Here is a 22,531-nt window from a genome sequence, read left to right as displayed (position 1 = left end):
GTACCATTCGCTCTGTAGCGGCTGTCGGAGTTACGACCTGATCTAGAAGCGGTATTTGAATTCCGCTCCCACCACACGCCCTTTGTTCAGCGGAGAGAATGTCGCGCCTGCCGCAAAGGGTAGCTGGGTATCGCCGCCCTCGGTAGCTTCGTCGCGCAGGTTTTTACCATAGATTGACACGGTCCAGTCGCCGGAGTTGGGTGTCAGAGCCACCGATGCATCCACCATATTGGCATCGTTCAGTGTGCCGCGATTGTTATCGGTGTAGGCCGACTCATCGCGGTGGCTGTAACTGATCTGCGATGTAATAAAACCAAAGTCTCCGACATCTTGATCATGAATCAGGGCAAGACTTCCAGTGAATGGAGCCAGACGCGGAAGATCCAGCGCCTCGTCCTTGTCGTTCAAAGTACCATCGCCATTCAGATCAAATTTGACATCGGTATATTCTCCCTCTGTGTAACCCAGTGCCAGATTGACAATCAGGTTTGGCATTACCGCATAGCGCCCTTCCACCTCCACGCCCCATATTTCGGCGTCGGCTGTATTCTGAATAACCTGCACCACCCCGGAGATCGGGTCGGACAGATTGATTTCTCGCTGCATGTCTTTCACTTCGTTGTAAAACACCGCAACATTCAGTCGCCCACGATTGTCGGCGGTATCATGCTTGACACCAAACTCCACCGAGCTTTGCTTTTCCTCATCAAATGGTCCAGGAGGGGTAGTCGGCGACGTATTACGTAAGTTGTAGCCGCCGCTTCTGAAGCCCTTGGTGTAGAAACCGTAGACCTTTGTAAGCTCATCTGCCTGCCAGCTGAAGCCCAGTTTGGGAGTAATGTTGCTCCAATCTTCTTTCGCCGGATCGCCTGAGGCGACCGTAAAATCGTAAGCGCAGTTGCCGCCAATAACATCACACTGACCGGCGGGTATGTTGCGTGGATTATTGGTGCCGGGTGTTGTTGAAAGAACCAGTGACCGTATTTTGACTTCCTTTTCTTCCTCGCTATACCGCAGGCCCGCCGTCAGGGTCAACGTTTCCGAAACATCAAAATCCAGTGACGCGAAAACGCCCCAGGTATCGTGATCCTGAATACCCCCGCCGTATTGGTTCACAAGCGTATTAAACGGTGCGCCCGCAAACACCAGTCTGTTTTCCTGATATTTAACTTCCTGCTGGAAGTAATACAGACCAGTAGTCAGATACGTCGCATTACCCAGCTGACCGTTGAAGCGAAACTCGTTGCTGACCTGCTCCTGCTGGGTTTCAAAGCCAGCGTGAAACAGTGTTGATGTTGTCGCATCAATATCGCTAACACCAGTGTTGTTGTATTCACGCCAGCCGAGAATGTTGGTGAAGCGGCCTTCAAGGAAGTTCACATCGCGATTAACTTCAACAATGGCCTGATCCCAGCTGTTGTCGTATTCCCCCTTTTCGTTAATCGCGAACTTGAAGTCATCGCGGTCCCAAAAAGCCCGGTTCTGCGCGGCGGGGCCATCGCCTTCGGCTTCACCGTGTTCATAGCGCAGGATAATTTCCGTGTAATCGTCAGGTGTTACGACAAACACCGGACGAATCAGCCGTGTTCTGGCATCGCCGTGGGAGTCATCACCCGCTTCATTTTCAAACCAACCCTCATCTTCATTCATATAGACCGACAGTTTGGCACTGAGCACACCTTCCACCATCGGCCCAGATACAGACGCCGCATAATACTGATTCAGCCCGGTTTCAACCGCGTACTTCGCGCTAGCCTCGAATTCATCACCCGGGAGTTTGGTCCTTACCAATACCGCGCCACCGGTCACGTTACGCCCGAACAGCACGCCCTGTGGACCACGCAGTACCTCTACGCCAGCAAGGTCGAACATGTCGAATACCACGCCGCCGTTGATACCCAGATACATGCCGTCAACAAATACACCCACGGTAGGGTCGATCGACGGAATGGAGCTGTTGATACCCAGGCCGCGAATGGAGAAGTTGGCAACCCCTTTGGTGGTGCCCACATCTTCCAATGCCACATTTGGCATCGAATAACTCAGGCTTTTGAGGTCCCTTACCTTGAGCGCCTCCAGCTGATCCGCCCCATAGGCGGTAATCGCTATCGGTGTATCCTGAATCTCCTCAGCTGAGGATTTCTTCTGTGCTGTTACCAGCACTTCTTCCAACAATGCTTCGGATGCCCGCTGGGCATGGGCTAAGGTAAATGGGAGGGAACAGGCAACCGCCAAGGCCGCTAATCGAGTTTTCCGCATCATGTACTCCGGTCAACAGAAATTATGGTTATAAAACGCTTCCCCGAAACTGCCTCATCTCTTAAATCAAAGAGATATACGGATTTTTGTAACTAAAATCGTAACTCCTGGCGCGCACCATGAATGTGCACACCGCCTCACTTATACACTCTAGATCAGAAACTGGATTTTTGTAGTTTTTGGTAACAAAAATAAAGGGGGGCTGGGTACGTCCGACGCACGAGAGGCGAGAAGTGTCGCCGCGCGTAACAATGTGCAATAACTATCACACGCCACTACGATACACAATTTAACAATTTGACTCGTAGTGAGACTGAATCAGACACCCCCTCCGCACTTCTCGTTACACTTGATAATTATCAAGAAAACGAACATCCCCACAGCGCGTCTAATCGAACAGCCGAAGCTGCTGATCACTGCTCATATGATCGGTGTGAAAACGCAGCCCCACCCCCAGCAGCCGCACCGGTTTCTTATAGCGCGCCCAGGCTTCTTCCATCATGCCCTGAAACTCGTGGCTTTCCAGCCCGCCGACCAACTGCCGATCAACCGTCGTGGTTTCAAAATCCTTGCTTTTGAGCTTCACGAAATGGCCGGTAATGGCGCCGCGCCGCGTAAGGTTCGCCAGCCGCTCCTCGAGCTTGGCCAGCAGGTTGGGCAGCTGGTTCAGGCAGGCACGTCGATTGATCAGGTCCTCGGCATAGGTGCGCTCCACGCTCAAGGATTTGCGTTCACGGTTGTTGGCGACCGGCCGCCGATCCTCACCGCGCGCGTAGCGGTAGAGCGTCTCTCCCATGGAACCAAACGCCTGCGCTAGATCAAGCTTGGACCACGGCAGCAGGTCACCGCAGCGCTCGATACCGTGCTGAGAAAGTTTCTTATACATGGCCGGCCCCACACCGTGAATACGACGCACCGGCAGCGCCGCCACAAAATCCTGCACCTGATCCGGGGTGATGGTGGTCAGACCGTCGGGCTTGTCCCAGTCGCTGGCCACCTTGGCCAGAAACTTGTTAGGCGCCACCCCGGCGGAAATGGTGATGCCCACTTCCCGGCTTACAGCCTCGCGAATCGCCCGAGCGATCAGGGTGGCACTACCCTGAAAATGCGGTGAATCGCTGACATCCAGGTAGGCTTCATCCAGCGACAGCGGTTCTACCAGTTCGGTATAGCGGTGAAAAATTTCCCGCACCTGATAGGCAGCCGCGCGGTATTTATCAAAGTTGGGAGGTATCAGCACCAGCGACGGGCACAGGCGTTTGGCGTGGGATGACGGCATCGCCGAACGCACACCGTAGGAGCGCGCCTCGTAATTGCAGGTGGCGATTACGCCGCGGCGGTCGCTGGCGCCACCCACTGCCAACGGAATTCCGCGCAATGCGGGGTCATCACGCATTTCAACCGAGGCGTAAAAACAGTCGCAATCGCAGTGGATGATTTTGCGCACAGAACTTCCCGGATTTTTTCAGGCGAGTATTTCACCACATTCGCCGAGCGCAAGACAAAGACCCGCCTATAGTAAAACAAAAAAAGGCGACCGAAGCCGCCTTGTCCGCTGTGAGGGGCAGTGTTACTGCTCGGCGTTATCACCTTTACCCGTTGAGCGGTCAATCACCATATCAGTGCCCATATGAATAAGGGCTTCGGTAGCGCTACCTTTTTCCGCGCCAGCCTTGCGCGCAGCTGCATCTTTCGCCATATCTCGCAGTGTCTGCTCAGGATTCTGTGGCTCGGTCGCACCATGATCTGAGTCACCGTGTTCGGGCGTATGCTCATCACCTGCTGGGTCATGTGCATGATGATCATGGTCATCATCGTACGGTGGTTTTCCGGCCTCATGTCGGTCGCCTTTGCTTCCCGGCTTACCTTCACTCCAGCCGCGCTTTTCGCCCTGGCCTGCACCCCAGTCGCGTCCGTGAACGCCATCGGGTTTTTTACTTTTCTGTTTGTGCTTGTCTTTTTTATGCTTGTCTTTGTATTTGTCTTTTTTCCGCTCCTGCTCATCCTCCCAGCGCTCCCGAGCCTCCTCTTCTTCATCCTCTCGGCGCTCTTGCTCTTCCTCCCAGCGCTCTCTGGCTTCCTCATCCCGCTCTCTACGGCGCTCACGCTCCTCTTCTCGACGCTCCCGGGCTTCCTCTTCGTCATCTTCGCGGCGCTCTTGTTCTTCCTCCCAGCGCTCCCGGGCTTCCTCATCCCGCTCTCTGCGACGTTCCTGCTCGTCTTCCCACCGCTCCTTCGCATCATCGTCGCGATAACCGTCTTTAGATTTACCTTTGATTTTCTCCGATTTGTCCCGGCGTTGATCTTTGTGGTCATCAGCGAACGTAAAACCCGCCGCAAGTGCGCCTGCCATTAAAAGGATCAGTAAGTTTTTAATCATATGATTGTCGTCCGTATTTGTTTATATCATTCAGCTAATAGTCGAGCGCCGGCTGTATCGCCACAAACCACCGTGAAAAACACCCAAATTAACACCAATTTCAGTTCAGGCTACTCCTATAGAACTGAATCCCAACTGAACAGCGTTCATGTAGAGTACCGAAAAAACCATCGCTGTCGAATGGTAGTGGCCTGCTAACCGTCAACATAGGCATAAACTGGGGTCGGATCGAGTATTTTCTAATCAACGAAAAGTCCGGCACTATTCGTAGATGAGAAGAATTCTTTACTCCGACCCCAGTTTTTAGCGGCCTCCTCCAAATGGACGGGGTTGTTTTTTGTACAGTTGCAGTAGATTTGTCATCATAGGTTAACAAGGCGTAACCATAATAATCAGCGCTGCGCTAACCTGCCTGCAAGCGCCCGGTTTGCGACCATTCCATGACTATCGCCTACGACGGATCGACCCATGACAAAAATATTGCCTTTCATCACCGCACTCGCCGCCTGTACGTTTCTTTTGTCCGGCTGCAAAGATTCCAACAGCTCGCGCTCCAGTTCGGCCGCGTCACCGGAACAGAATGTGCCACTGTGCGACGGCGATGCGATTACCCCTGAGCGACTGTTCCTGCAGCAACTGGGCAGCGACCGGGTGATCATCAAATGGCGCGGCAATCGCGACGACGACACGCAGGAAGCCACCAGCGTCTGCATTGGCACCAATCCAAACGGCCTGCCGGCCACAAGTGAAACGGCAGCCGTAGTTACCGAAACCGGTCACAGTGAAGCGGTGATTACAGGTCTGGTGCCGGATACCACCTATTACTACTCCGTGGGTGGCGCTGGTGTCGCCGACCCCAAGCACACCTTCCGCACCGCCCCCGTGAAGGGCGCCTTGCCAGCCGATGGCAATATCCGCGTGTGGATTGTGGGCGATGCCGGTACGGCCAGCTCGCCCTTGCTTGATCGCGGCGACAATGCTGGCGGACAGGCGGCGGTACGCGACGGTTATCACACATGGGTTGCCGCCAATGGCGGCGAGCCAGCCGACCTGTTTCTGATGCTGGGCGACAATGCCTACCTCGACGGCACTGACGAACAGCATCAGATCTCGGTATTTGATATGTACACCGATACACTGGCCAGCGTTGGCCTGTGGCCTACGATCGGGAATCATGAGATGGGTAGTTTCGGATTATCACAATCGCCACTGGTTGAGCTCTACACACCGGTAACTGGCGTCGCAGATTTGCCACCCGACTCACCCGTACCCTACTTCAACATTCACACCTTGCCGACCCAGGGTGAAACCGGTGGTGTGCCCAGTGGCACCGAGCAGTACTACTCATTCGACTACGGCAATGTGCACGTCATCAGCCTGGATTCGCAGGTGTCGGCCCGCAGCGAAGCAAATCGCACCGCCATGCTCGAATGGGTAACAGCAGATCTGCAGAGCAGTACTGCCGACTGGACCATTGTGATCTTCCACCACCCACCCTATACCAAAGGCAGCCATGATTCAGACGTCGATGCCGGCGGTGTGGATCAACCGATCTTTGACATGCGGGAACAGTTCAACCCCGTGTTTGAAGCGCACGGGGTGGACCTAGTCTACGGTGGCCACAGCCATTCCTACGAGCGATCTTACTACCTCAGTGGCCATACCGGGCTGTCTGACACCTTTGATCCGGCGATTCACACTGAACTCAACAGTGCCGGCGACCCGGCCAGCGGTCAGGGCGCTGAAGCCTATACGCAGATCACCAAAAGCGGAGCCGACGACAAAGTGGTTTACACCGTTGCTGGTAGCTCCGGGCAGGCCACGGGTATGACTGACCCCGCGGGACACCCCGCACACTTTTTCAGCACCGGTGCTGATCTGGGTTCAGTCGTCGTCGACGTTGACACCACCACACTGACCGCGCGCTTTATCAACGACAAAGGTGAAGTGCTCGACCACTTCATCATCACTCGATAGGGCCGCACCATGACTCGCACACTGACCACCGCGCTGTGCTTGGTATTAAGCATTGCGCCTAGCATGCTGGTTAACGCCGGCCCGTCCGAGGGTCGGATGTTGGGCTTCCTGCACGCGATGACCGACGCCGACCCTGAAAATCCCGTTCTTTACATACGGCGCGCGCACATTTATGCCGAGCTGGCACACTGGGACGAAGCCTTTGCGGATCTCGACAAGGCTGCCAAATTCGGTGAGCCGCTGTCCGCCGCCCTGATCAAGGGTGAATTTTTCAGTCGCATGGGTGAATGGGAAAAGGCGCGCGAGCAGTTCGACTGGGTCATCAGTCGGGAGCCGGATCACTTTCGCGCCCTGCACGGGCGTGCCGAGGCGCAGGCCGCTCTGAAACAGCAGCGTGCGGCGCTGGCAGACTATCTGCACGTGTTTTCGCTTAAACCAGACGCTCCCAGCGGAGACTACCGCAAAGCGGCGAAACTGATGCTGGCATTGCACGGTGCCGACAAAGCCCTGCAACTGCTGGACAACCGTATGGCCGTCACCGGCCCCATTCCGCAACTGCAAAACATGGCGATAGATATCGACGCCGGACGCGGCAACGCAACAGGCGCCATCAAACGCATGTCACGTCTCAGCGAGCCGGAGCGCAGCTCGCCCTTCTGGCACAAACGTATGGCTACGCTCCAGCTGCAAGCAAAGAATCGGGAAGCCGCGAAATATCACCTAGGAGTAGCCGAGCAGTTGCTTGCCGGGCATCGGCGTACGCAGGTCACACAAGCCCTGCTTCGCGACGTAGAAGCGTTAAAAGCCCAGCTCTAAAAACCGGGGTCGGATCGAGTAAAAAATATTCGACCCGACCCCGGTTTTTCAGGCCGCTTCCAAGTGACTGGTATCTTCGCCACCGAAAGCCTCGAGCAGTGCGGGAATGAAGCTGGCCAGTTCGGCGTTCATGATGGAGAAATCCACGTCGAACTGCTCTGCCGCGCTGTCCGTGTGCACGTCTTCAGCGCGCTCCATGATCAGGTCACTAAAGCGAAGACGCTTGACGACCAATTGGTCATCAACCATAAATTCCAACCCGCCCGACCAGCTCAGCGCCAGCTTTTTCACCAGCATGCCGCTGTCGATATGATTGAGAATTTCCTTCGACGTAAGCTCCTGATTTTTACAGCGTATAACCGCCGCTTCGTCAGCAGAGTCAATCAGCTCGCATTCGCCGCCCAGTTCAAAACCGCTGGGTGGCGCAACTTTCAGCCACTCCGTCATGGTGTGATAAGCGGTATTTTTGGCTGCTAACGGAATCACCGGCATTGAACCAAGCGATTCCCGCAGCAACACGATCATCTCTTCGGCCCGGTTATGGCTGCCACAGTCCACCACCAACCACCCATTCTTGGGGTCGATGTAGGCGAACTGCCTGCGTGACTTCACGAAGGCCCGGGGCAACATATCAAATACCAGTTCTTCTTTTATATCCAGGCGCTCTTTGCGACTGGGCACACGATCCTCATCTTCGCGAATCGTCAGCACCTTTTCCTCCAGGGCGTCCTTGATCACTGAAGCCGGCAATACTTTATCCTGCCGCTGGCTGCACACCATGATGCAACCGTTATTGGTGTGCACCAACTCACTGCCCTGCTGACCCAACGGCTTTACCCAACCCAGCGTCGACATATCCTGGCCGCCGCACGGTTTAAAAGCATGCTCATGGAGTTTCTCCTCCACCTGCTCCGGCGATAGAGTAAAGGGCTTGGTGAAGCGATAGATCAGTAGATTTTTAAACCACATAAACGAAAAACCATTGTATTAGAGAAAGGAAAGCGAAGGACGGCATTGTAGACGCTACCGCCATCGCTGTTCAGACTTGACTGCACGAAACTGGCAATGACTGCACAAAATGCCCCCAGCGAGTGCGGGGGCATGCGCGCTGCTAGCCAGCGATGAGACGCGGCTATTCCAGACCCATCATGGCCTGGTATTCGGTGAACTCTTCCACGCCGGCCAGCCCCCATTCGCGACCGATACCAGATTGTTTGAAACCACCAAAAGGTGCCTGTATATCCGTCCCAGCGCCATTGAGATGCACCTGCCCTGCGCGCAGCTGGCGTCCGACCGCTTGCGCGCGCTCGACACTCCCGGCATACACATAGCCCGACAATCCATAGACTGTATCGTTGGCAATCTTTATCGCCTCGGCTTCGTCGCTATAGGGTATCAGTGTTAGCACCGGGCCAAAGATTTCCTCGCGCGCAATACGGCTGTCGTTAGAATCTACCGAAAAGATCGTAGGCTTGACGAAATAACCCGTATCGCAACCATCGGGGCGACCCTCACCACCCACAAGAAGTTTAGCGCCGTCGGCAATACCCGCACCGATAAGCTTCTGAACTCGCTCAAACTGGCGGCCGTTCGCTACCGGCCCGGTGGTGGTGCTCGCATCCTGCGGATCACCTACGGTCAAATCGTCCAGCGCCCCTACCGCCAGTGCCTCGACTTCTGCCAGACGCGACGCAGGCACCAGCATACGAGACGGTGCATTGCAGCTTTGGCCGCTGTTATTCATCAGGTGCAGAACGCCTTTTTTCACGGCCTTTTCAAATGGGGCGTCCTCGAGCAGGATATTGGGCGATTTGCCCCCCAACTCCAGGGATACCCGCTTGATACCGTCCGCCGCACAACGGGCGACCGACGCGCCAGCCGCCGTAGACCCTGTCAGCGACACCAGATCCACCAGAGGGTGAGACGACATATGCGGTCCCACTTCCGGGCCACTGGCCCAGATCAGGTTAAACACGCCGGCTGGCACACCGGCAGCGTCCATAATTTCGGCGATAATCTGCGCCGAAAGCGCTGCATATTCAGACGGTTTAAGCACCACGGTACAGCCCGAGAGGAAGGCCGGCGCCAGCTTGCAGGCAATCTGATTAAGTGGCCAGTTCCAGGGCGTAATCAGCGCACATACGCCGGCCGGTTCGCGGGAAATCAAAGTGCTGCCTTTGCGGGTCTGCCATTCAATCTGATCTGCCAGTGCAATCGCTGTTTTGAAATGCCCAAGACCCAACGGCACGTGTGCACTATTAGCCAAGCGCTGGGGGGCACCCATCTCTGAGCTTACCGCCAGTGCCAGATCGTCCATCCGCTTTTCGTATTCGCTTACCACAGCACCCAGCAGATCAACTCGCTCTTGCAGTGAAGTTCGACTAAATGAACTAAATGCCTTGCTCGCCGCACTGACGGCGCTGTCTACGTCGGCTTTGCCGCCAAACTGAAGCTGGCCGATGACAGCTTCCGTGGCCGGATTAACAATATCGTGTCTGGCGCCGGGCTGGAGAGATTCAACCCACTGGCCATCAATGTAATGCTGACTGATTTTCTTCACACGGTGCTCCTTTTGCTGGTACGCCTGGTGCAGGTTTATTGTTATGTCAAAGAGTGGTGCCGTATGCGTTTGGCCGATGACGACAGCCACCACATCAATTACTAAGCAGCCCACAATAGCAGACATCCCCGGGGCATCCCATTACCCTTTACCCGTCAAACACTACTCATCAAACTCACAGGACACCTGGCACGTTTGATGGGTAATTTTCTGGGACACCAAGACCTGAAGTCTGGGCCAAAGTGCGCTAACCTTGAGGGCTATTTAATGAACACCCGGGGATACCCATGTCACAACTGAAACTTGTCAAAGGCCTGCTGGTCGTCTTACTGATATTGACAGGAACGGCAGCGCAAGCGCAGATCACTACCCGCATCCAAGGTTCCGATATTGGCCTTGGGGCCGAAATCGGCTATCGCTGGGAGGAGCCCTGGGGCATCCGCGCCGGTTACTTGGTAGGCGATTTTGATGTCGAATTTGATGCACAAGACAACAACGGGGTAGAGGGCGACGAACTACAGTACGACAGTGATATCGACCTCAAAAATGCCTACTTCCTGGCAGACTGGCACCCCTGGAATGGAATATTCCGCGTCTCCGGCGGCACCTTTTTCAATAACAGTGGCGCAACTGTCGTCACCAGCTGTAACGCCACCTTCATCATTCAGCAATTCGCCACCTGCGAATTCGGTAACAGCGTCTACTCACCCGCCATCCTCGGTGAGGTAACCACGAAAGTCGATTTCGAGGAAATTGCCCCCTATTTCGGCTTAGGCTGGGGGCATCGCGCTACATCCGGATTTGCGGTCAATGCCGATATCGGTGTTATCTATGTGGGACCAGCCAGCGTCGACATGCGCTCCAGTGGCTCATGCAATGACGACGCCCAGTGTCGCGAGCAGATTAAGCAGGAAGAAAAGGAAATTGAAAAAGAGCTCGACAAGTACCGCTGGCTCCCGTTTGTGGCCTTAGGCGTGAGTTACCAGTTCTAATAACTGCTCGCCAGTAACCAACCACCGGCTGGGAGGCGCGCAACCGCAATGCTCATTGCTGACCATCGCTTGCGCTCGCCAGCCCCGCCGCTTGGCGAAAGCTGCTGGGCGACTGGCCGGTCCAGCCTTTAAAGGCTTTGGCAAAATTACTCGCGTCGCTATAACCAAGCCGGTCGGCGATCTGGTCGACGGTCAACTGCCCCTCCATCAGCCAGGCTGATGCCTGCCGCAAGCGTTGATCATCCTTAAGCTGTTGATAGCTAGCACCCTCTGCCTTCAGGCGACGCTTCAGCGTTGCCATAGACATATTCAACCGCGCTGCAATCTCCTCCAGTGGCGGCAAACTACCCTCCAGTTGCTGTAACTGACGGCTCACCCGCTCGGCCACGGTTTGCTGTTCCCGCTGCCTGCGCAGATCGCTTTCACAGCGCGCCTCTGCCAGACGCGCCAGGTCTTCGTCGCGAGCGGGAATCTGCGCATCCATAATGCTGCGCGGCCAACTCAAACTGTAGTGTTCACTGTTGAAGACCACCTGCGACCCGGCGGGTAGAGGCGGCATCGGCGTCGACGGCGGCGCACCGGTCAGGGTGATACAGCTAGGGATATTACTGGCACTTCGCCCGAGAATCTGGCGGCACAGGGTTTCCAGACAAACCAGAAAATTCAGGCTCACATAGCGCACGGTGTCGCTGTCGCTGATTCTCGGCACCAGAAACAATTCGGCGCGCTGCGGATGCTCGCCGCGCTGCAGATCGAACAGCTCAATGCGGGTAGTCACGTAGCGATACAGCTTCTCAGCGGCTTCCAGCAGGGTATGACTGTGTTGCGCAGCGTATCCCACGTAACCGTGCTTAGACATTGTCATGCGGCGCCCGCCCTCCAGCGCCGTCCAGAAATTGCCGTCGTGAGCACAAAAGTTGTCCATCGCCGTAAGAAAAGATTCATGGCCGATGGTGGCTTCCTGTTGCAGCAAAATGCCCGCTTCCAGCCCACTCCCCGCCAGCAGATCCGCCACACTCATACCGCGCTCAAACGCCTGTTCGCTAAGGGAGATAAGGTAATCACTGGAAATACCGTAAGCCCCCTTTCCTACCCTGTCGGCATTCATACCCCTGCTCACTCCCTGATGTGTGCTGATCTCAAAGCACCGGTTATTGCGACAAAATAACCTGCCGCCATGGTATTAGCCATGGCATATTTTCATCATCGAATGAACAACGCTTGATAATTGCCGACAGCCCAAGCGACGACAGGAGCAACACCATGGACAACGCCATCACCGTACGTCGAATGAATTTCGCCATACAGCCTGAAATGGAAAAGTACTGGTTCAACGGCAACCCGCTGATATCTGCTTTCTTTTATGCGCTTTCGGCCACTTTTCCAGACGGCGAGCGGTTCTTTATCGATACAGTACGCCACTATCGCAACGATATTGAAGACCCGAAGTTGCAGCAGGAAATACGCGCGTTTATCGGCCAGGAAGCACACCATGGCAAAGCCCACGAAGACTTTAACAATGCACTGGAGGCAAAAGGCTTTCCAGTAAACACAGTAGCGGCAAAAGCTAAAGCCCTGCTCGACCTGGCACGGCAGCGCTTAAAACCTCAGCGTCAGCTCGCCATAACCGTGGCGCTGGAGCATGTCACTGCCACGATGGCTGAACACGCACTGCGGCACCCAGAACTGTTAGAGCAAATGGATCCCACTTTCCGCAAAATGATTATCTGGCATGCGGTTGAAGAAATTGAACACAAAGCCGTGGCGTTTGATGTATTCCGGCACTGCGTGGATGACGAGTTTCTCAGACGGCGAGTGATGTTTATGTCATTGATCTTGTTCTTTGGCCGGATCATGTACTTTCAAAAGCTGCTGCTGCGTGCCGACAACCGTCGCGCAAACCTGAGGGAATGGTGGGGCGCCATGAAGTTTTTCTGGGGCAAAGGCGGCTTAATGCGTGAGTCTCTCATCCATTTCGCCAAAGCCTTCAAACGCGGATTTCATCCGCAGGATATTGACCAGACCGCACTGATCAAAGATTGGCAGAAACGGTACCCAGAGGTCGCCGGCCTGCAACTAACCTGAGCACGCCCCCAGTCCGTTTAACGGGCATAACAGCGCAGCGCCAGGCTCGCACCACTTGCACTTACCGGGTCGAGTTCGCTAGTCTCCTCCAACACTACCGTGAAGAGGAAGCACCATGTTCAGCCACGTTATGCTAGGCGCCAACGACCTTGAAGCCTCGCGCAAATTCTATGACGCTACGCTTGCAACCCTGGGTTACAAGCCGGGCATTAAGGATGAGCGCGGGCGTTACTTTTATTTCTCCGACAACGGCATATTCATTCTGACGACGCCGATCAATGGTGAGCCTGCAAGCGCAGGAAACGGCTCCACCATCGGCTTTGCCGCTGCGACGCCCGAGCAGGCAAACGCCTGGCACGAAGCCGGCGTGGCCAATGGCGGCACCGCCATTGAAGACCCGCCCGGAGTACGCGAAGGCGGCGGCATGAAACTGTACCTGGCCTATCTGCGCGACCCATCAGGCAATAAAATCTGCGCCTTGCATCGCGTGGCCGCGTGACCGCATACAGCGCCTAAAGGGGAGGCAAAACCTCCCCTTTTTATTACCACTATTTTTTTATTGTCAGCGTTGACATTCAGCCCTATTATGCGCCACCGATGGCACTCCGCCATCGCCTACCGGGGGGTGGCGCCATGCCGTTTTCCAATGCACGACTCAGCGTTCTCAACCTCGGCGACCAATTTCGCATCGCTGATCTTGAAGCTGACATTCTCGATTACTACCAGGCAAAACGTTTCCGCGACGCCTATCAGATTCCCGGGAAATCCGGCGAAGTCTGGGTGTTCACATACGGTGTTGCCGTGTTCTGGGGCTGCGAAGACGATGAGCAGCAAGACATCCTGAAACGGATCACGCCGCATCTGGAAGATCAGGCATCAAAGCGCACCTTTGATCACTTTACCTTCAGCCTCAATGCCGGCGAGAACAGCATCCATGCCGACAAGTTTGCGCTGGCCGGTGACGACCCCATGCAGCGACTGGCGGTCTCTCATGCATTGGCCCAGTCCATTCAGCTGAATGTGTTCGAAACCATGGCCGAAGACAATATCCGTTCAACCGCGGATATTCCACGATCACTGGCGAAAACAGGACGGATAAAGCTTGGTCGAAAAGCCATTGCCAAAATTCGAGGACACTTGTTTTCAAGCAAGAGCGACATCATCCTGCACTACGGCCTGCTGGACACGCCTGAGTTCTTCTGGGAATACCCCTCGCTGGAAAGTTTGTACAACCAGTCGGCACGCTATCTCGACATTCGCCCCCGGGTGGAAGTTCTATCGCAAAAGCTGGAAACCATTCATGAGTTGCTTGAAATGCTGGCTGATGAGCAAAATCATCGCCACAGCGCCTTTCTAGAATGGATCATAATTCTTCTGATCGGCTTTGAAATTGTCATGATGGCGTTTCACTAACGCTGTAAATCACCGGACGCCGGAACCACCGGCGCTCCGGAAATTCGCCACGACATAACTTGCAACAGAACAGACCGGGAGCGGCTAGCGACGGGGGCCGCGCATTTTAGGACGCTCTGCGGTGTTCTTTTGCGCGGGTTCCGGCATTACCATTTCACGACGGCGCTCCGCCTCAATGGCTTCTTCCGCAAAACGACCGACGCCGATGTGTTCTTCCAACGCCTTCTCCTCGCGCTCCACAGCCTGAATATACTGTCCGCTGTAGCCACCATCGGGACTAACAATATAAGGAGTGATCAGAACTACCGTTTCCGTTCGCAGGCCAGATTTCTCGCGGCTGGCAAACAGTCGACCGATCAGAGGAATATCTTTCAGAAAAGGGACACCACTGGCAGTTTCACTGACAGTATTTTTCAGCAGGCCACCAATAAACACGGTCTGCTTGTCATTTGTAATCAAGTTTGTAGCCACTTCCGTTGTATTCTTGGAAGGAATACCGTCGTTGATACTGCCAGTACTGATCTGGGGATAAATATCGAGCATCACCCGGTTGTCAGCATCGATTGACGGGGTAACACGCAAGATGACCCCCGACTCAAGAAACTCGATGCTCTCGGTCGTCACCTGATTGATGGTCGTTGTCACACGGTATCCAATTCTCTCGCCCACAACAACGGACGCTTCCTTGTTCTCCAGAGCCAGCAGTTTTGGTGTCGAAATCGTCCGCAATCGGCCATCGGTCTGCAACGCATCGATTAACAACTCGATGTTGTCATTTACCACGTTAACAAAAAGACCCGGTGCTCCCGGCGCAGCCAAACCCTGCACACCAAACTGCTTTACTTCTCCCGGATCAACGGAAAAAAGCTTCGTCCAGTTAATACCGTGAGCCAGACTGTCGTTGAGTGTAATTTCAAAGATTTTGGCTTCAATCAAGATTTGACGCGGCGGTGAATCAATCGCCTTCAGGATACGATGAATCTTAGCCAGAAAATCCGGTTTGTCTTCAATGACAAGGACTCTCTCCTGCGCCGCCAATGTAACTTTGCCGTACAGCGATATATAGTTCTTGGCGATATCCAGCAAGGCCTGTGGCTCTGCATAACGAATCGGAAATGCCTTGAGACTGGTTAAACCTCCGGTGGCATTCACGCCAACATTTTTCTTATCAATAATGTAATAGGTTCGACCGCGCTTTTCGGCGGCAAAACCCGCCATCTCCGCCAGCGCACCGACGGCTTCATCCATAGTCACATCGTAAAGGTTAAACGAAATATCCCCTTTGACATCCTTTTCTAGCAGAATGCTGACGCGTCCCTTTTGTGCCAGCATCGCCATAACATCGCGCACTGGCGTGTCATTAGCGCTCATGGAAAAGCGCTCTTCTGCAATCACTGGGAATGCCAACCCGCTAACAAGTAGCAGGGTAGCGATCATATGGCAGACAGCCGTCCGTAAACGCTGTACTCGCTTCATTTGCGTACACCCCCTGCGTCTTCTGACGTGTATACCCTGACACGATATTCACGCTCATTTTTCGTAAACAAAACAGCACCGTCCTCGATTGCCGCCACTTTATAAGATTCAACGACATCGCCCGGCATGACAATTTTGCCGTTAACGTTGGCGGCGCGATACTCGCCGGATAGCATGACCGCTCTGACCACAGGTAGCTTTGCAGTACTGACAACGCCATCGCGGCTATCGGCGGTTAATGCCGGCGGCTTGAAGGGATCGTTGCGAAGCTGCAGGGTTTCTGTTGCCCAAACACTCTGAGCCGCAACAAACCATACGAGCAAACACGTTCGGTAGGGGGCGAAGGCTATCATTGGGCCACCCTATAGTTAGCCATGCGTAACGTCATTATCAGATTAGGATCAGTCGCTGCACGACCACTGGAAGCGACTTCAAAGTGATCAACTACGATAAATCCAAGCTGCTGATTGACCGCCTGAAGCCAGGAAAACAGACTGAAGTAATCCCCTCGCAGGGAAACCTCAAAAGGAATTTCATCAAAGATTGTAATTCGTTTGGTCGGCATGGGTTTTACGCCCTCGAGCGTCACCCCATACTGCCAAGAGATATTCTGCAACGCGCCAACAATATGGCTTTCAATCTTGTCTGCCGATACAGCACCTGCTGTACCAAAAAGTTGTGCTTCAAGGTCAGCCATCGTCACGTAGCGACTCTGGATTTGTGTTTCCAGATCCGGCCCATAGGCAATAGCCTGGTTTAGACTTGCGTTGCTGCGAGCCAGCGCGTTATAGGCCGTTATCTGAGGTTTAATCACATACACCACCAGCGCTGTGACCATAAGCAGCAACAGGCCGCTCAACAGCAACCTGAGTGATCGCGGCTCAACATGCTCAGACCAGTTGATGGTAGCCATCAGCGACGCCTCCCGGGATTAACCAGAATGGCCAACTCAAACTCAACAAGATCATTGCCACCAACAACCCGGCGCCCGGAACGGATAATCTTTACAGACCGCACCTCTTCCTGTTTCAGCAACTCGCCGACAAACGCCGATAATTTTGCGTAGTTTCGCGCATACCCCAGCACCTCGAGGTGGGTTTCAATTTGCCAGGCTTTTTCCGTGTCTGATTCATTTTGTTTCGGCAGCACAATAAAGTAGCCATTTGAGGTTGCAGCATCTTTTTTATCCACCATGCTGCCCGCCCGGCCAAAGCTCAACCGGGCGAACCATACTTCGCTGTTATCAAGCGCCCGATCAATCGCAACCAGAAGCCGTGGTGCTGTTTGGCCACCGCGAAATCCGGAGAGCACAGATAGCTGCTCACTCATCGATTTGATTTGCTCATCGAGGGTTTGGAGTTGCGCACTTTTCTGATCGATCAGCAATTGCTGACCACTGAGCTTTTCCGCATCTGTTTGGGCAGACTGCATAAGAATTTTCAAAACCGCACTGACCAACGCAACAATAAGAATTACTATGACGGCCGCCAACGAAAAGGCCCGCAGATCGGCAAGAATCTGCCTGTTTTTGCGATAGTCATCAGGAATGAGATCAATATCATTCATGTGACATGCCTCTCAGTGCCAGACCACAGCTCAATGGCAAGCATTGCTGCGCTAACTCAGGCGGAACGCCTAGGAATTCACCTAGCGGTTGATACGTGGATACGGGCGATAGTACCTGTACAGGCAAATGCACAATGTCTTGCAACACTTTCTTTGCCACAGGCCATTGCCCAGCAGCCCCGAGGAGGAACACCTCCCGGATAGGCTCGCCCCGGGTTTGAGAAGCGGTATACAGCGTTGCTTTTTCTATTTCCTGCGAGAGCTTCAAAAATAGCGGCTTGAGTATCTGACCAACGGTCTCGGGCAACCCTGTGGCATAAGACGCTTCATTGTCTGTCGATGGGGTAAGCTGTTGCCCAAGCATTCTGCGCGCAAATGCCTCTTCCATATCGAGGGAGCGGCAGAGCTGCTGCACCATGTCGCGCTCCCCGAGCATAACCTCGCGATCAAGTATCAGCCGCCGGCCAGAGAAAACTGCGAGGGAGCTTTTATAGCGCCCCAGAGAAATGGCAATACTGTTGTGGTGATTGTCTGGCGCTGCCACCGACGCCAGCAGCCGGTTTATGGCCACGGGCGCAATTTCAAGCGCATCGACACACAGCCCGGCCCTGCGAAAATGCTCGAGAAAATCAATAACAACAGAGCGCTCGGCAACGGCAACCAGCGCTAATTGCTCGTCACCGGCCGATTGTGAGCGAATAGGCAGATAATCCAAAACGAAGTTTTCAAGGGGGCCCTCGAGTCGCCCCTTCACCTGCTGCAATATGGCGTCGCCAACTGAGCTAGCGCCTGCCGCCTTATAGTTAATATAGAGCAGCCGAAAATGCTCCGGCGGCAAACAACTCACTATCTTACGACCGACAAACCCGTGTTTGAGCTCTGGAGCCAACATCTGCTTTAGCAGCGCTGGTTGCTCAAGCAAATCCTCGATGTGGCGCTCAACTTCTATAAGGGCCGCAGCGGACACCACCGGCCTTGGGCCGTCGATACGGAGCTGAACAAGGTTGATCGCGCCTTCGAGTATTGAGAACCCGATCGCACTGTGGCGCGACGCCCCCGAACGTATGGGCCAGCGGGAGCGCCAGCTCAACAGCCGCCCCCACAGTGAATAAGCGCCCACTCACCCTTATCTGGACGAAGTTTTTTCATTGCCCCCTACCCTTTTATTGTTTGCTGCTCGGCAGACCCGTTCCTACAGCTTGGCACACCTCAGGTCTCCCAGTATAGTACAGTAGACTTACCGAAGCCGGATACCGAAAACGCTGCCAGCGCAAGCATTGTGCAGCACTACCCCGGAGCAACGCATCCAGTGACTACCGAGCGACGATATTGCTCTATCGCCATTACGCTCCCGGCACGCGAACACAACCACCATAAGAGCGAATTACCGCAGCGGGGATTCACACTGGTTGAAATGCTGGTAGTCGTCGGCCTGATAGCTATATTTTCCGTCTTTTTACTATCCGGTCAGCCCAGCGTTACCGAAGTTCGACTCAATAATGCGGTTAAGGAAGTCGCCAGCAGCCTTAAGCTGGCGCGTAGTGAAGCAATGCGAACAGGAGTTCCTCACGGCATTCGCGCCAGCGCCTCAACTCAGCGAGTTCAGGCTTACCAACTAACGCCGGGGGTCACACCTGTGCGCACTTTCAGTGTCAGGCATCCTCATGACCGCCAGCTGCTCGATATTAAACTTAATTCTGATGCTCAATACAGCGGTGTCGTGCTGAGCAGTGTTAGCCTGACTTATGGAACCGGCTGGAATAAGGATGAAGTAGATTTTAGCCCCGGAGGCGCACCTTATTTTGACGCGGGCATAGATCAATACCCCCTGCTTACTGGAACTATCACGCTAAGTGCTGACGACCAAACTAAAACGATCACTGTCGAACCGCAGACTGGTCGCATCCTGGTGGCCCCCTGATGCTGCTCGGTGTAAGTCGCGCGAGCCATCTTCGAGGGATGACGTACCCTGAGGTATTAGCGGCCGTATTGATGCTCGCCATCCTGCTCATTCCCGCGATGGATGCATTACGCACAGCGCTTTCATCGAGCAAAAACCACGAGCAGCTACTACTGCAGCACTACGCCCTTCGCAGCAAAATAGAGAACCTGCTCGCCCGCTCCTTTGGGGAACTCGAAATCAACGCAAACGGCGAGGCAATACCCTCTAGTTTGAGCGACAACTACCTGATGGCAAACGGCACAACCGTGGAACGAGAAGTGTTTATCGCCGCGCACGATATAGACAATGCCGACGCCGACAACAACCCGCGCACCGGCACCGATGACGGGGCTCTGTGGCTGCGGGTCAGCATCCCCAACAGCAACCACAGTATAGAATGGGTGGTGAGCGAATGAAGCCCATCGCCAAGCCCAGTCAGGGCTTAACACTGGTCGAAATGCTGTTCTCGATCGCGATTACGGCCGCGCTAGTGGTCAGTCTGGCCGGCATCGTCAATACAGCACTGCAATCACGGAGTCTGGTTGAAAAACGCATGGAGCTGCTGCTGGACGCGCAATTTGCGATGGAGCGTATGGCGAGCATGGTTCGCACATCCAGCAAACTACTCCTCCCCCTGGCCGACAACCCCGGCACCACGTGGCGCGAGCATGTGCGGGAACAGAGCATCCCCGCTGCCGCGCCCGAACCCGGCAGCACCTTCGCCACGGCCGTTTTGGCCATTACACTGAGCTACCACATCGATGCCGACGGCGATGGCTGGTCTGACGCCAATGATGACAAAGACTTTTATGACTTTAACGGCAACCTGCTGCGCGATGCCGGCGAGCCCGAGCGCTTCGACGAAGATTTAAGCGTCGACAATCACGAGGACAATGCCGCAGGCATCGTCGGCATAGATGATAACGGCGATGGTGGCGTCGACAACTCCTGGGGCGGAAAGTGGGACAACGACGAAGACGTCGCCGAAGGTGAAGATCCCATCGACGGCATCGACAACGATAACGACGGCAGTATCGACGAAGATCCCCCGGGCGATATGAACGGCGACGGCGAGGCCGGCAACCCGGACAGCTGCATCCTGTTAATCTGCCTGGGCAATAACTGGCAGGATGACGACCGCGACGGCGCCATCAACGAAGACCGCCTTAACGTGGTCGCTTACTATCTTCTGGGTAATCAGCTTGTCGAGCGCCTACCGGACTTTACCGGATTGAATCCATCCGGAGCAGACTACACCGTATCCACCCTTGCCGAGGACGTTACGTTTTTTCGGGTAGAACGCCTGCACTCAAACCTGGTCGACCTGACGCTGGAGCTGCAGCGCAATGGCGAAAGCGTTCGGCTGCACAACCAATTGCGCATCGGGAGTAAGCAATGAAAGCCGTACCCAGAAGTCGGGGCTTTGTGCTGATGATGGTGGTGGTCGCCTTATTTTTGTTGGCGGCCATTGCACTGATGTTAGCGCGCGAATCCAGTGTCGCCATAGACCTGAATCGCTCCATACAACAGCAAGACGTCGCCGGCTACGCCGCAGAAAGCGGCCTGCAACACGCCCAATGGGCCGCCAACGCAACAAATTGCGGCACTTACACCAGCATTGCAACAACGCCCGTGGGCACGGCCAACTCAGCCACCTACAGCGCCAGCTATAGTGCTTTAACGGGTTCCCCCGTGGAAGTGACGGCCACCGGCAGTAGCACCGCCGGAGCCAGCGCCACAAAGCGACGCCTCATAAAGAGCTACAGTGCGCCAATACAAAACACTCTCGTAGCCTCTCAGGATTCCTTTATAGAGCAGAAGGCACAAACCCAGAACTTTGGCGCGAACCCTGACATGAAAGTCAGCTCTGTGCCCGCCGAGCTTGGGTACGGCGTGCTCGAGCTAGCAGTGCCCACCGCAAGCAGCCGCCAGCGCTTGATAAGCGCGCACCTTACGCTCCACCAGGAGGGCGGCGATATTGACCCGAGCCCCGTAACAGCGAGCGTATACCCCATCACAAGCGCATGGACGGAAAACGCCGTAAACTGGGTCAACGCCTCATCGGGAGTCGCATGGACTACCAGTGGCGGCGACATCGCCCCAAACCCGCAACTGTCGCTACCCTTTGACGCCACAGTGGCTGGCACGGTCGAATGGGACATCACCGAGCTGGCAAAAACGTGGCTGCAAGGCAATCCCAATAACGGTGTGCTTGTAAAACTCGCTACCGGCAATCGCAGGGTAACCTTCAACAGCAGCGACCACCCTGATTCCACCGTGCATCCGCAACTGACACTGCAGATGAGCTGCGAATGTGGCTATAGTTGCGCGCTCGCCGAACAAGGGTGCTCAGCCGACTACATACCAAAGGATACACGCCTTACATTTAACGCTGGCGCTATCGGAGATAAAAAACTGACAGGCGCTACCTTCGTGCCCGCCGGCGCCCTATTCGGCGGGCTTACCATGCCGCCGGGCGGCGCCATCGTTTATATCTCCGAAGCAACGAAATCTCTCACCGCCTTTGACAGCAGTGGCGCGCATATCACCACGGTGGGGCCGCTAGCGCTCGAGAGGCCAAGCGCACTCACCTGGGTGGGTAGTGGCCCGCAAGCCCAAAACGTGCTCATCGCGGAGGAAAGCCTTGGAGCCGTATTGGTATACAACCCCAGCGGGGTAAACATTGCCTCTATAAAGGCACCGAGGGGCTTCGCAGTGGTAAGCGGAATATCCCACATTAGCGAGCCCGCATCCGCCGCCTATAAAGACGCCCTACTTCTGGCAGGAGACGCCCCCGTGCTGGGTATATCAATGCCCGCGGTGCACATATACAACCAGAGCCTAAGACGGCTGGAAGCAACTATACCCCTGCCGCTAGGCACCGGCCTTCCCTCCGGCGCGGCCCACCTGCCCGGAACGGACAAGTTTCTCCTCGCCACCCCGGGCAGCAGGCAGGTTCTCATGCTCAATTTCAGCGGCCAGCTGCTCGGCGCCTACAATACCGAAAGCTTTAGCGCTAAAGAGGTCGCCGGCCTGTCCGTCAACACCGAAAACTGCGACCACCT

General features: G+C 55.0%; 21 protein-coding genes. 10 read left to right on the top strand and 11 right to left on the bottom strand.

All coding sequences use genetic code 11. The annotated features are described in order from the left end of the window. Nucleotides 1–42 precede the first annotated feature (42 nt). From AC222A_RS12050 to AC222A_RS12040, 3 genes are all read right to left on the bottom strand, one after another. Nucleotides 43–2,262 (bottom strand): TonB-dependent receptor, encoded by a 2,220-nt coding sequence (locus AC222A_RS12050; protein WP_372748692.1) that lies wholly within the window; start codon nucleotides 2,260–2,262, stop codon nucleotides 43–45. 385 nt (nucleotides 2,263–2,647) lie between these two features. Then, nucleotides 2,648–3,706, bottom strand: coding sequence for a DNA polymerase IV (gene dinB / locus AC222A_RS12045; protein ID WP_372748693.1), 1,059 nt, complete (start codon nucleotides 3,704–3,706; stop codon nucleotides 2,648–2,650). 123 nt (nucleotides 3,707–3,829) lie between these two features. Beyond that, nucleotides 3,830–4,612 (bottom strand): hypothetical protein, encoded by a 783-nt coding sequence (locus AC222A_RS12040; RefSeq protein ID WP_372758950.1) that lies wholly within the window; start codon nucleotides 4,610–4,612, stop codon nucleotides 3,830–3,832. Between the two features lie 495 nt (nucleotides 4,613–5,107). Between AC222A_RS12040 and AC222A_RS12035 the strand changes: the two genes are divergently transcribed. Both AC222A_RS12035 and AC222A_RS12030 read left to right on the top strand, forming a co-directional pair. Continuing rightward, a complete protein-coding gene (locus AC222A_RS12035; RefSeq protein ID WP_486775033.1) occupies nucleotides 5,108–6,616 on the top strand; it encodes a metallophosphoesterase in 1,509 nt (502 codons plus the stop codon). A 9-nt stretch (nucleotides 6,617–6,625) separates the two neighbouring features. Beyond that, nucleotides 6,626–7,432: a tetratricopeptide repeat protein gene (locus AC222A_RS12030; protein WP_372783110.1), complete on the top strand. Its 807-nt coding sequence runs from the start codon at nucleotides 6,626–6,628 to the stop codon at nucleotides 7,430–7,432. 48 nt (nucleotides 7,433–7,480) lie between these two features. Here the strand turns inward: AC222A_RS12030 and rdgC are convergent, their stop codons facing one another. Then, nucleotides 7,481–8,401 (bottom strand): recombination-associated protein RdgC, encoded by a 921-nt coding sequence (rdgC, locus tag AC222A_RS12025; protein WP_372760160.1) that lies wholly within the window; start codon nucleotides 8,399–8,401, stop codon nucleotides 7,481–7,483. Between the two features lie 163 nt (nucleotides 8,402–8,564). Beyond that, the gene (locus tag AC222A_RS12020; RefSeq protein ID WP_486775032.1) at nucleotides 8,565–9,992 is read right to left on the bottom strand and encodes an aldehyde dehydrogenase family protein; all 1,428 of its coding nucleotides are present in this window, start codon (nucleotides 9,990–9,992) and stop codon (nucleotides 8,565–8,567) included. A 287-nt stretch (nucleotides 9,993–10,279) separates the two neighbouring features. Here AC222A_RS12020 and AC222A_RS12015 point away from each other — a divergent pair, with 287 nt between their 5' ends. Continuing rightward, entirely contained in the window at nucleotides 10,280–10,984 is a 705-nt protein-coding gene (locus AC222A_RS12015) for a hypothetical protein (RefSeq protein ID WP_372748338.1), read from the top strand. Between the two features lie 52 nt (nucleotides 10,985–11,036). Here the strand turns inward: AC222A_RS12015 and AC222A_RS12010 are convergent, their stop codons facing one another. Then, on the bottom strand, nucleotides 11,037–12,092 hold the full coding sequence (locus AC222A_RS12010) for a helix-turn-helix domain-containing protein (protein ID WP_372748337.1): 1,056 nt from the start codon (nucleotides 12,090–12,092) through the stop codon (nucleotides 11,037–11,039). A gap of 155 nt (nucleotides 12,093–12,247) precedes the next feature. Here AC222A_RS12010 and AC222A_RS12005 point away from each other — a divergent pair, with 155 nt between their 5' ends. The 3 genes from AC222A_RS12005 (at nucleotide 12,248) to AC222A_RS11995 (ending at nucleotide 14,482) form a co-directional block, all read left to right on the top strand. Then, the gene (locus AC222A_RS12005; RefSeq protein WP_372748336.1) at nucleotides 12,248–13,069 is read left to right on the top strand and encodes a metal-dependent hydrolase; all 822 of its coding nucleotides are present in this window, start codon (nucleotides 12,248–12,250) and stop codon (nucleotides 13,067–13,069) included. Between the two features lie 115 nt (nucleotides 13,070–13,184). After that, a complete protein-coding gene (locus tag AC222A_RS12000; protein WP_372783747.1) occupies nucleotides 13,185–13,568 on the top strand; it encodes a VOC family protein in 384 nt (127 codons plus the stop codon). A 98-nt stretch (nucleotides 13,569–13,666) separates the two neighbouring features. Beyond that, nucleotides 13,667–14,482 (top strand): RMD1 family protein, encoded by an 816-nt coding sequence (locus AC222A_RS11995; RefSeq protein ID WP_372748334.1) that lies wholly within the window; start codon nucleotides 13,667–13,669, stop codon nucleotides 14,480–14,482. 84 nt (nucleotides 14,483–14,566) lie between these two features. On the opposite strand, the gene AC222A_RS11990 is transcribed toward AC222A_RS11995, so the two are convergent. The 5 genes from AC222A_RS11990 to pilM are packed head-to-tail and all read right to left on the bottom strand — an operon-like array spanning nucleotide 14,567 to nucleotide 18,644. After that, entirely contained in the window at nucleotides 14,567–15,958 is a 1,392-nt protein-coding gene (locus AC222A_RS11990) for a type II secretion system protein GspD (RefSeq protein ID WP_372748333.1), read from the bottom strand. Continuing rightward, nucleotides 15,955–16,311, bottom strand: a complete 357-nt coding sequence (locus tag AC222A_RS11985; protein WP_372748332.1) for a hypothetical protein — start codon at nucleotides 16,309–16,311, stop codon at nucleotides 15,955–15,957. Before AC222A_RS11985 ends, AC222A_RS11990 begins: the two co-directional genes overlap by 4 nt. After that, nucleotides 16,308–16,871 carry a GspMb/PilO family protein gene (locus tag AC222A_RS11980; RefSeq protein ID WP_372758354.1) on the bottom strand — a complete coding sequence of 188 codons (564 nt, stop codon included), beginning with the start codon at nucleotides 16,869–16,871 and terminating at the stop codon, nucleotides 16,308–16,310. Before AC222A_RS11980 ends, AC222A_RS11985 begins: the two co-directional genes overlap by 4 nt. Beyond that, the gene (locus tag AC222A_RS11975; RefSeq protein ID WP_372748330.1) at nucleotides 16,871–17,524 is read right to left on the bottom strand and encodes a hypothetical protein; all 654 of its coding nucleotides are present in this window, start codon (nucleotides 17,522–17,524) and stop codon (nucleotides 16,871–16,873) included. Before AC222A_RS11975 ends, AC222A_RS11980 begins: the two co-directional genes overlap by 1 nt. Continuing rightward, nucleotides 17,517–18,644: a pilus assembly protein PilM gene (pilM, locus tag AC222A_RS11970; protein ID WP_372764264.1), complete on the bottom strand. Its 1,128-nt coding sequence runs from the start codon at nucleotides 18,642–18,644 to the stop codon at nucleotides 17,517–17,519. Before pilM ends, AC222A_RS11975 begins: the two co-directional genes overlap by 8 nt. 189 nt (nucleotides 18,645–18,833) lie before the next feature. Between pilM and AC222A_RS11965 the strand changes: the two genes are divergently transcribed. From AC222A_RS11965 to AC222A_RS11950, 4 genes are all read left to right on the top strand, one after another. Then, a complete protein-coding gene (locus AC222A_RS11965) occupies nucleotides 18,834–19,445 on the top strand; it encodes a GspH/FimT family pseudopilin (protein ID WP_372748328.1) in 612 nt (203 codons plus the stop codon). Next, nucleotides 19,445–19,882: a type II secretion system protein gene (locus AC222A_RS11960; protein ID WP_372748327.1), complete on the top strand. Its 438-nt coding sequence runs from the start codon at nucleotides 19,445–19,447 to the stop codon at nucleotides 19,880–19,882. The genes AC222A_RS11965 and AC222A_RS11960 overlap by 1 nt, the downstream gene beginning before the upstream one ends. After that, nucleotides 19,879–20,865: a PulJ/GspJ family protein gene (locus AC222A_RS11955; RefSeq protein ID WP_486775031.1), complete on the top strand. Its 987-nt coding sequence runs from the start codon at nucleotides 19,879–19,881 to the stop codon at nucleotides 20,863–20,865. The genes AC222A_RS11960 and AC222A_RS11955 overlap by 4 nt, the downstream gene beginning before the upstream one ends. Next, the coding region (locus AC222A_RS11950) for a DNRLRE domain-containing protein (protein ID WP_486775030.1) at nucleotides 20,862–22,531 on the top strand (1,670 nt) is incomplete at its 3' end. The genes AC222A_RS11955 and AC222A_RS11950, both read left to right, overlap by 4 nt.

Source organism: Litorivivens sp. (assembly GCF_057445395.1).
This window is presented reverse-complemented; position numbering and strand designations above follow the sequence as displayed.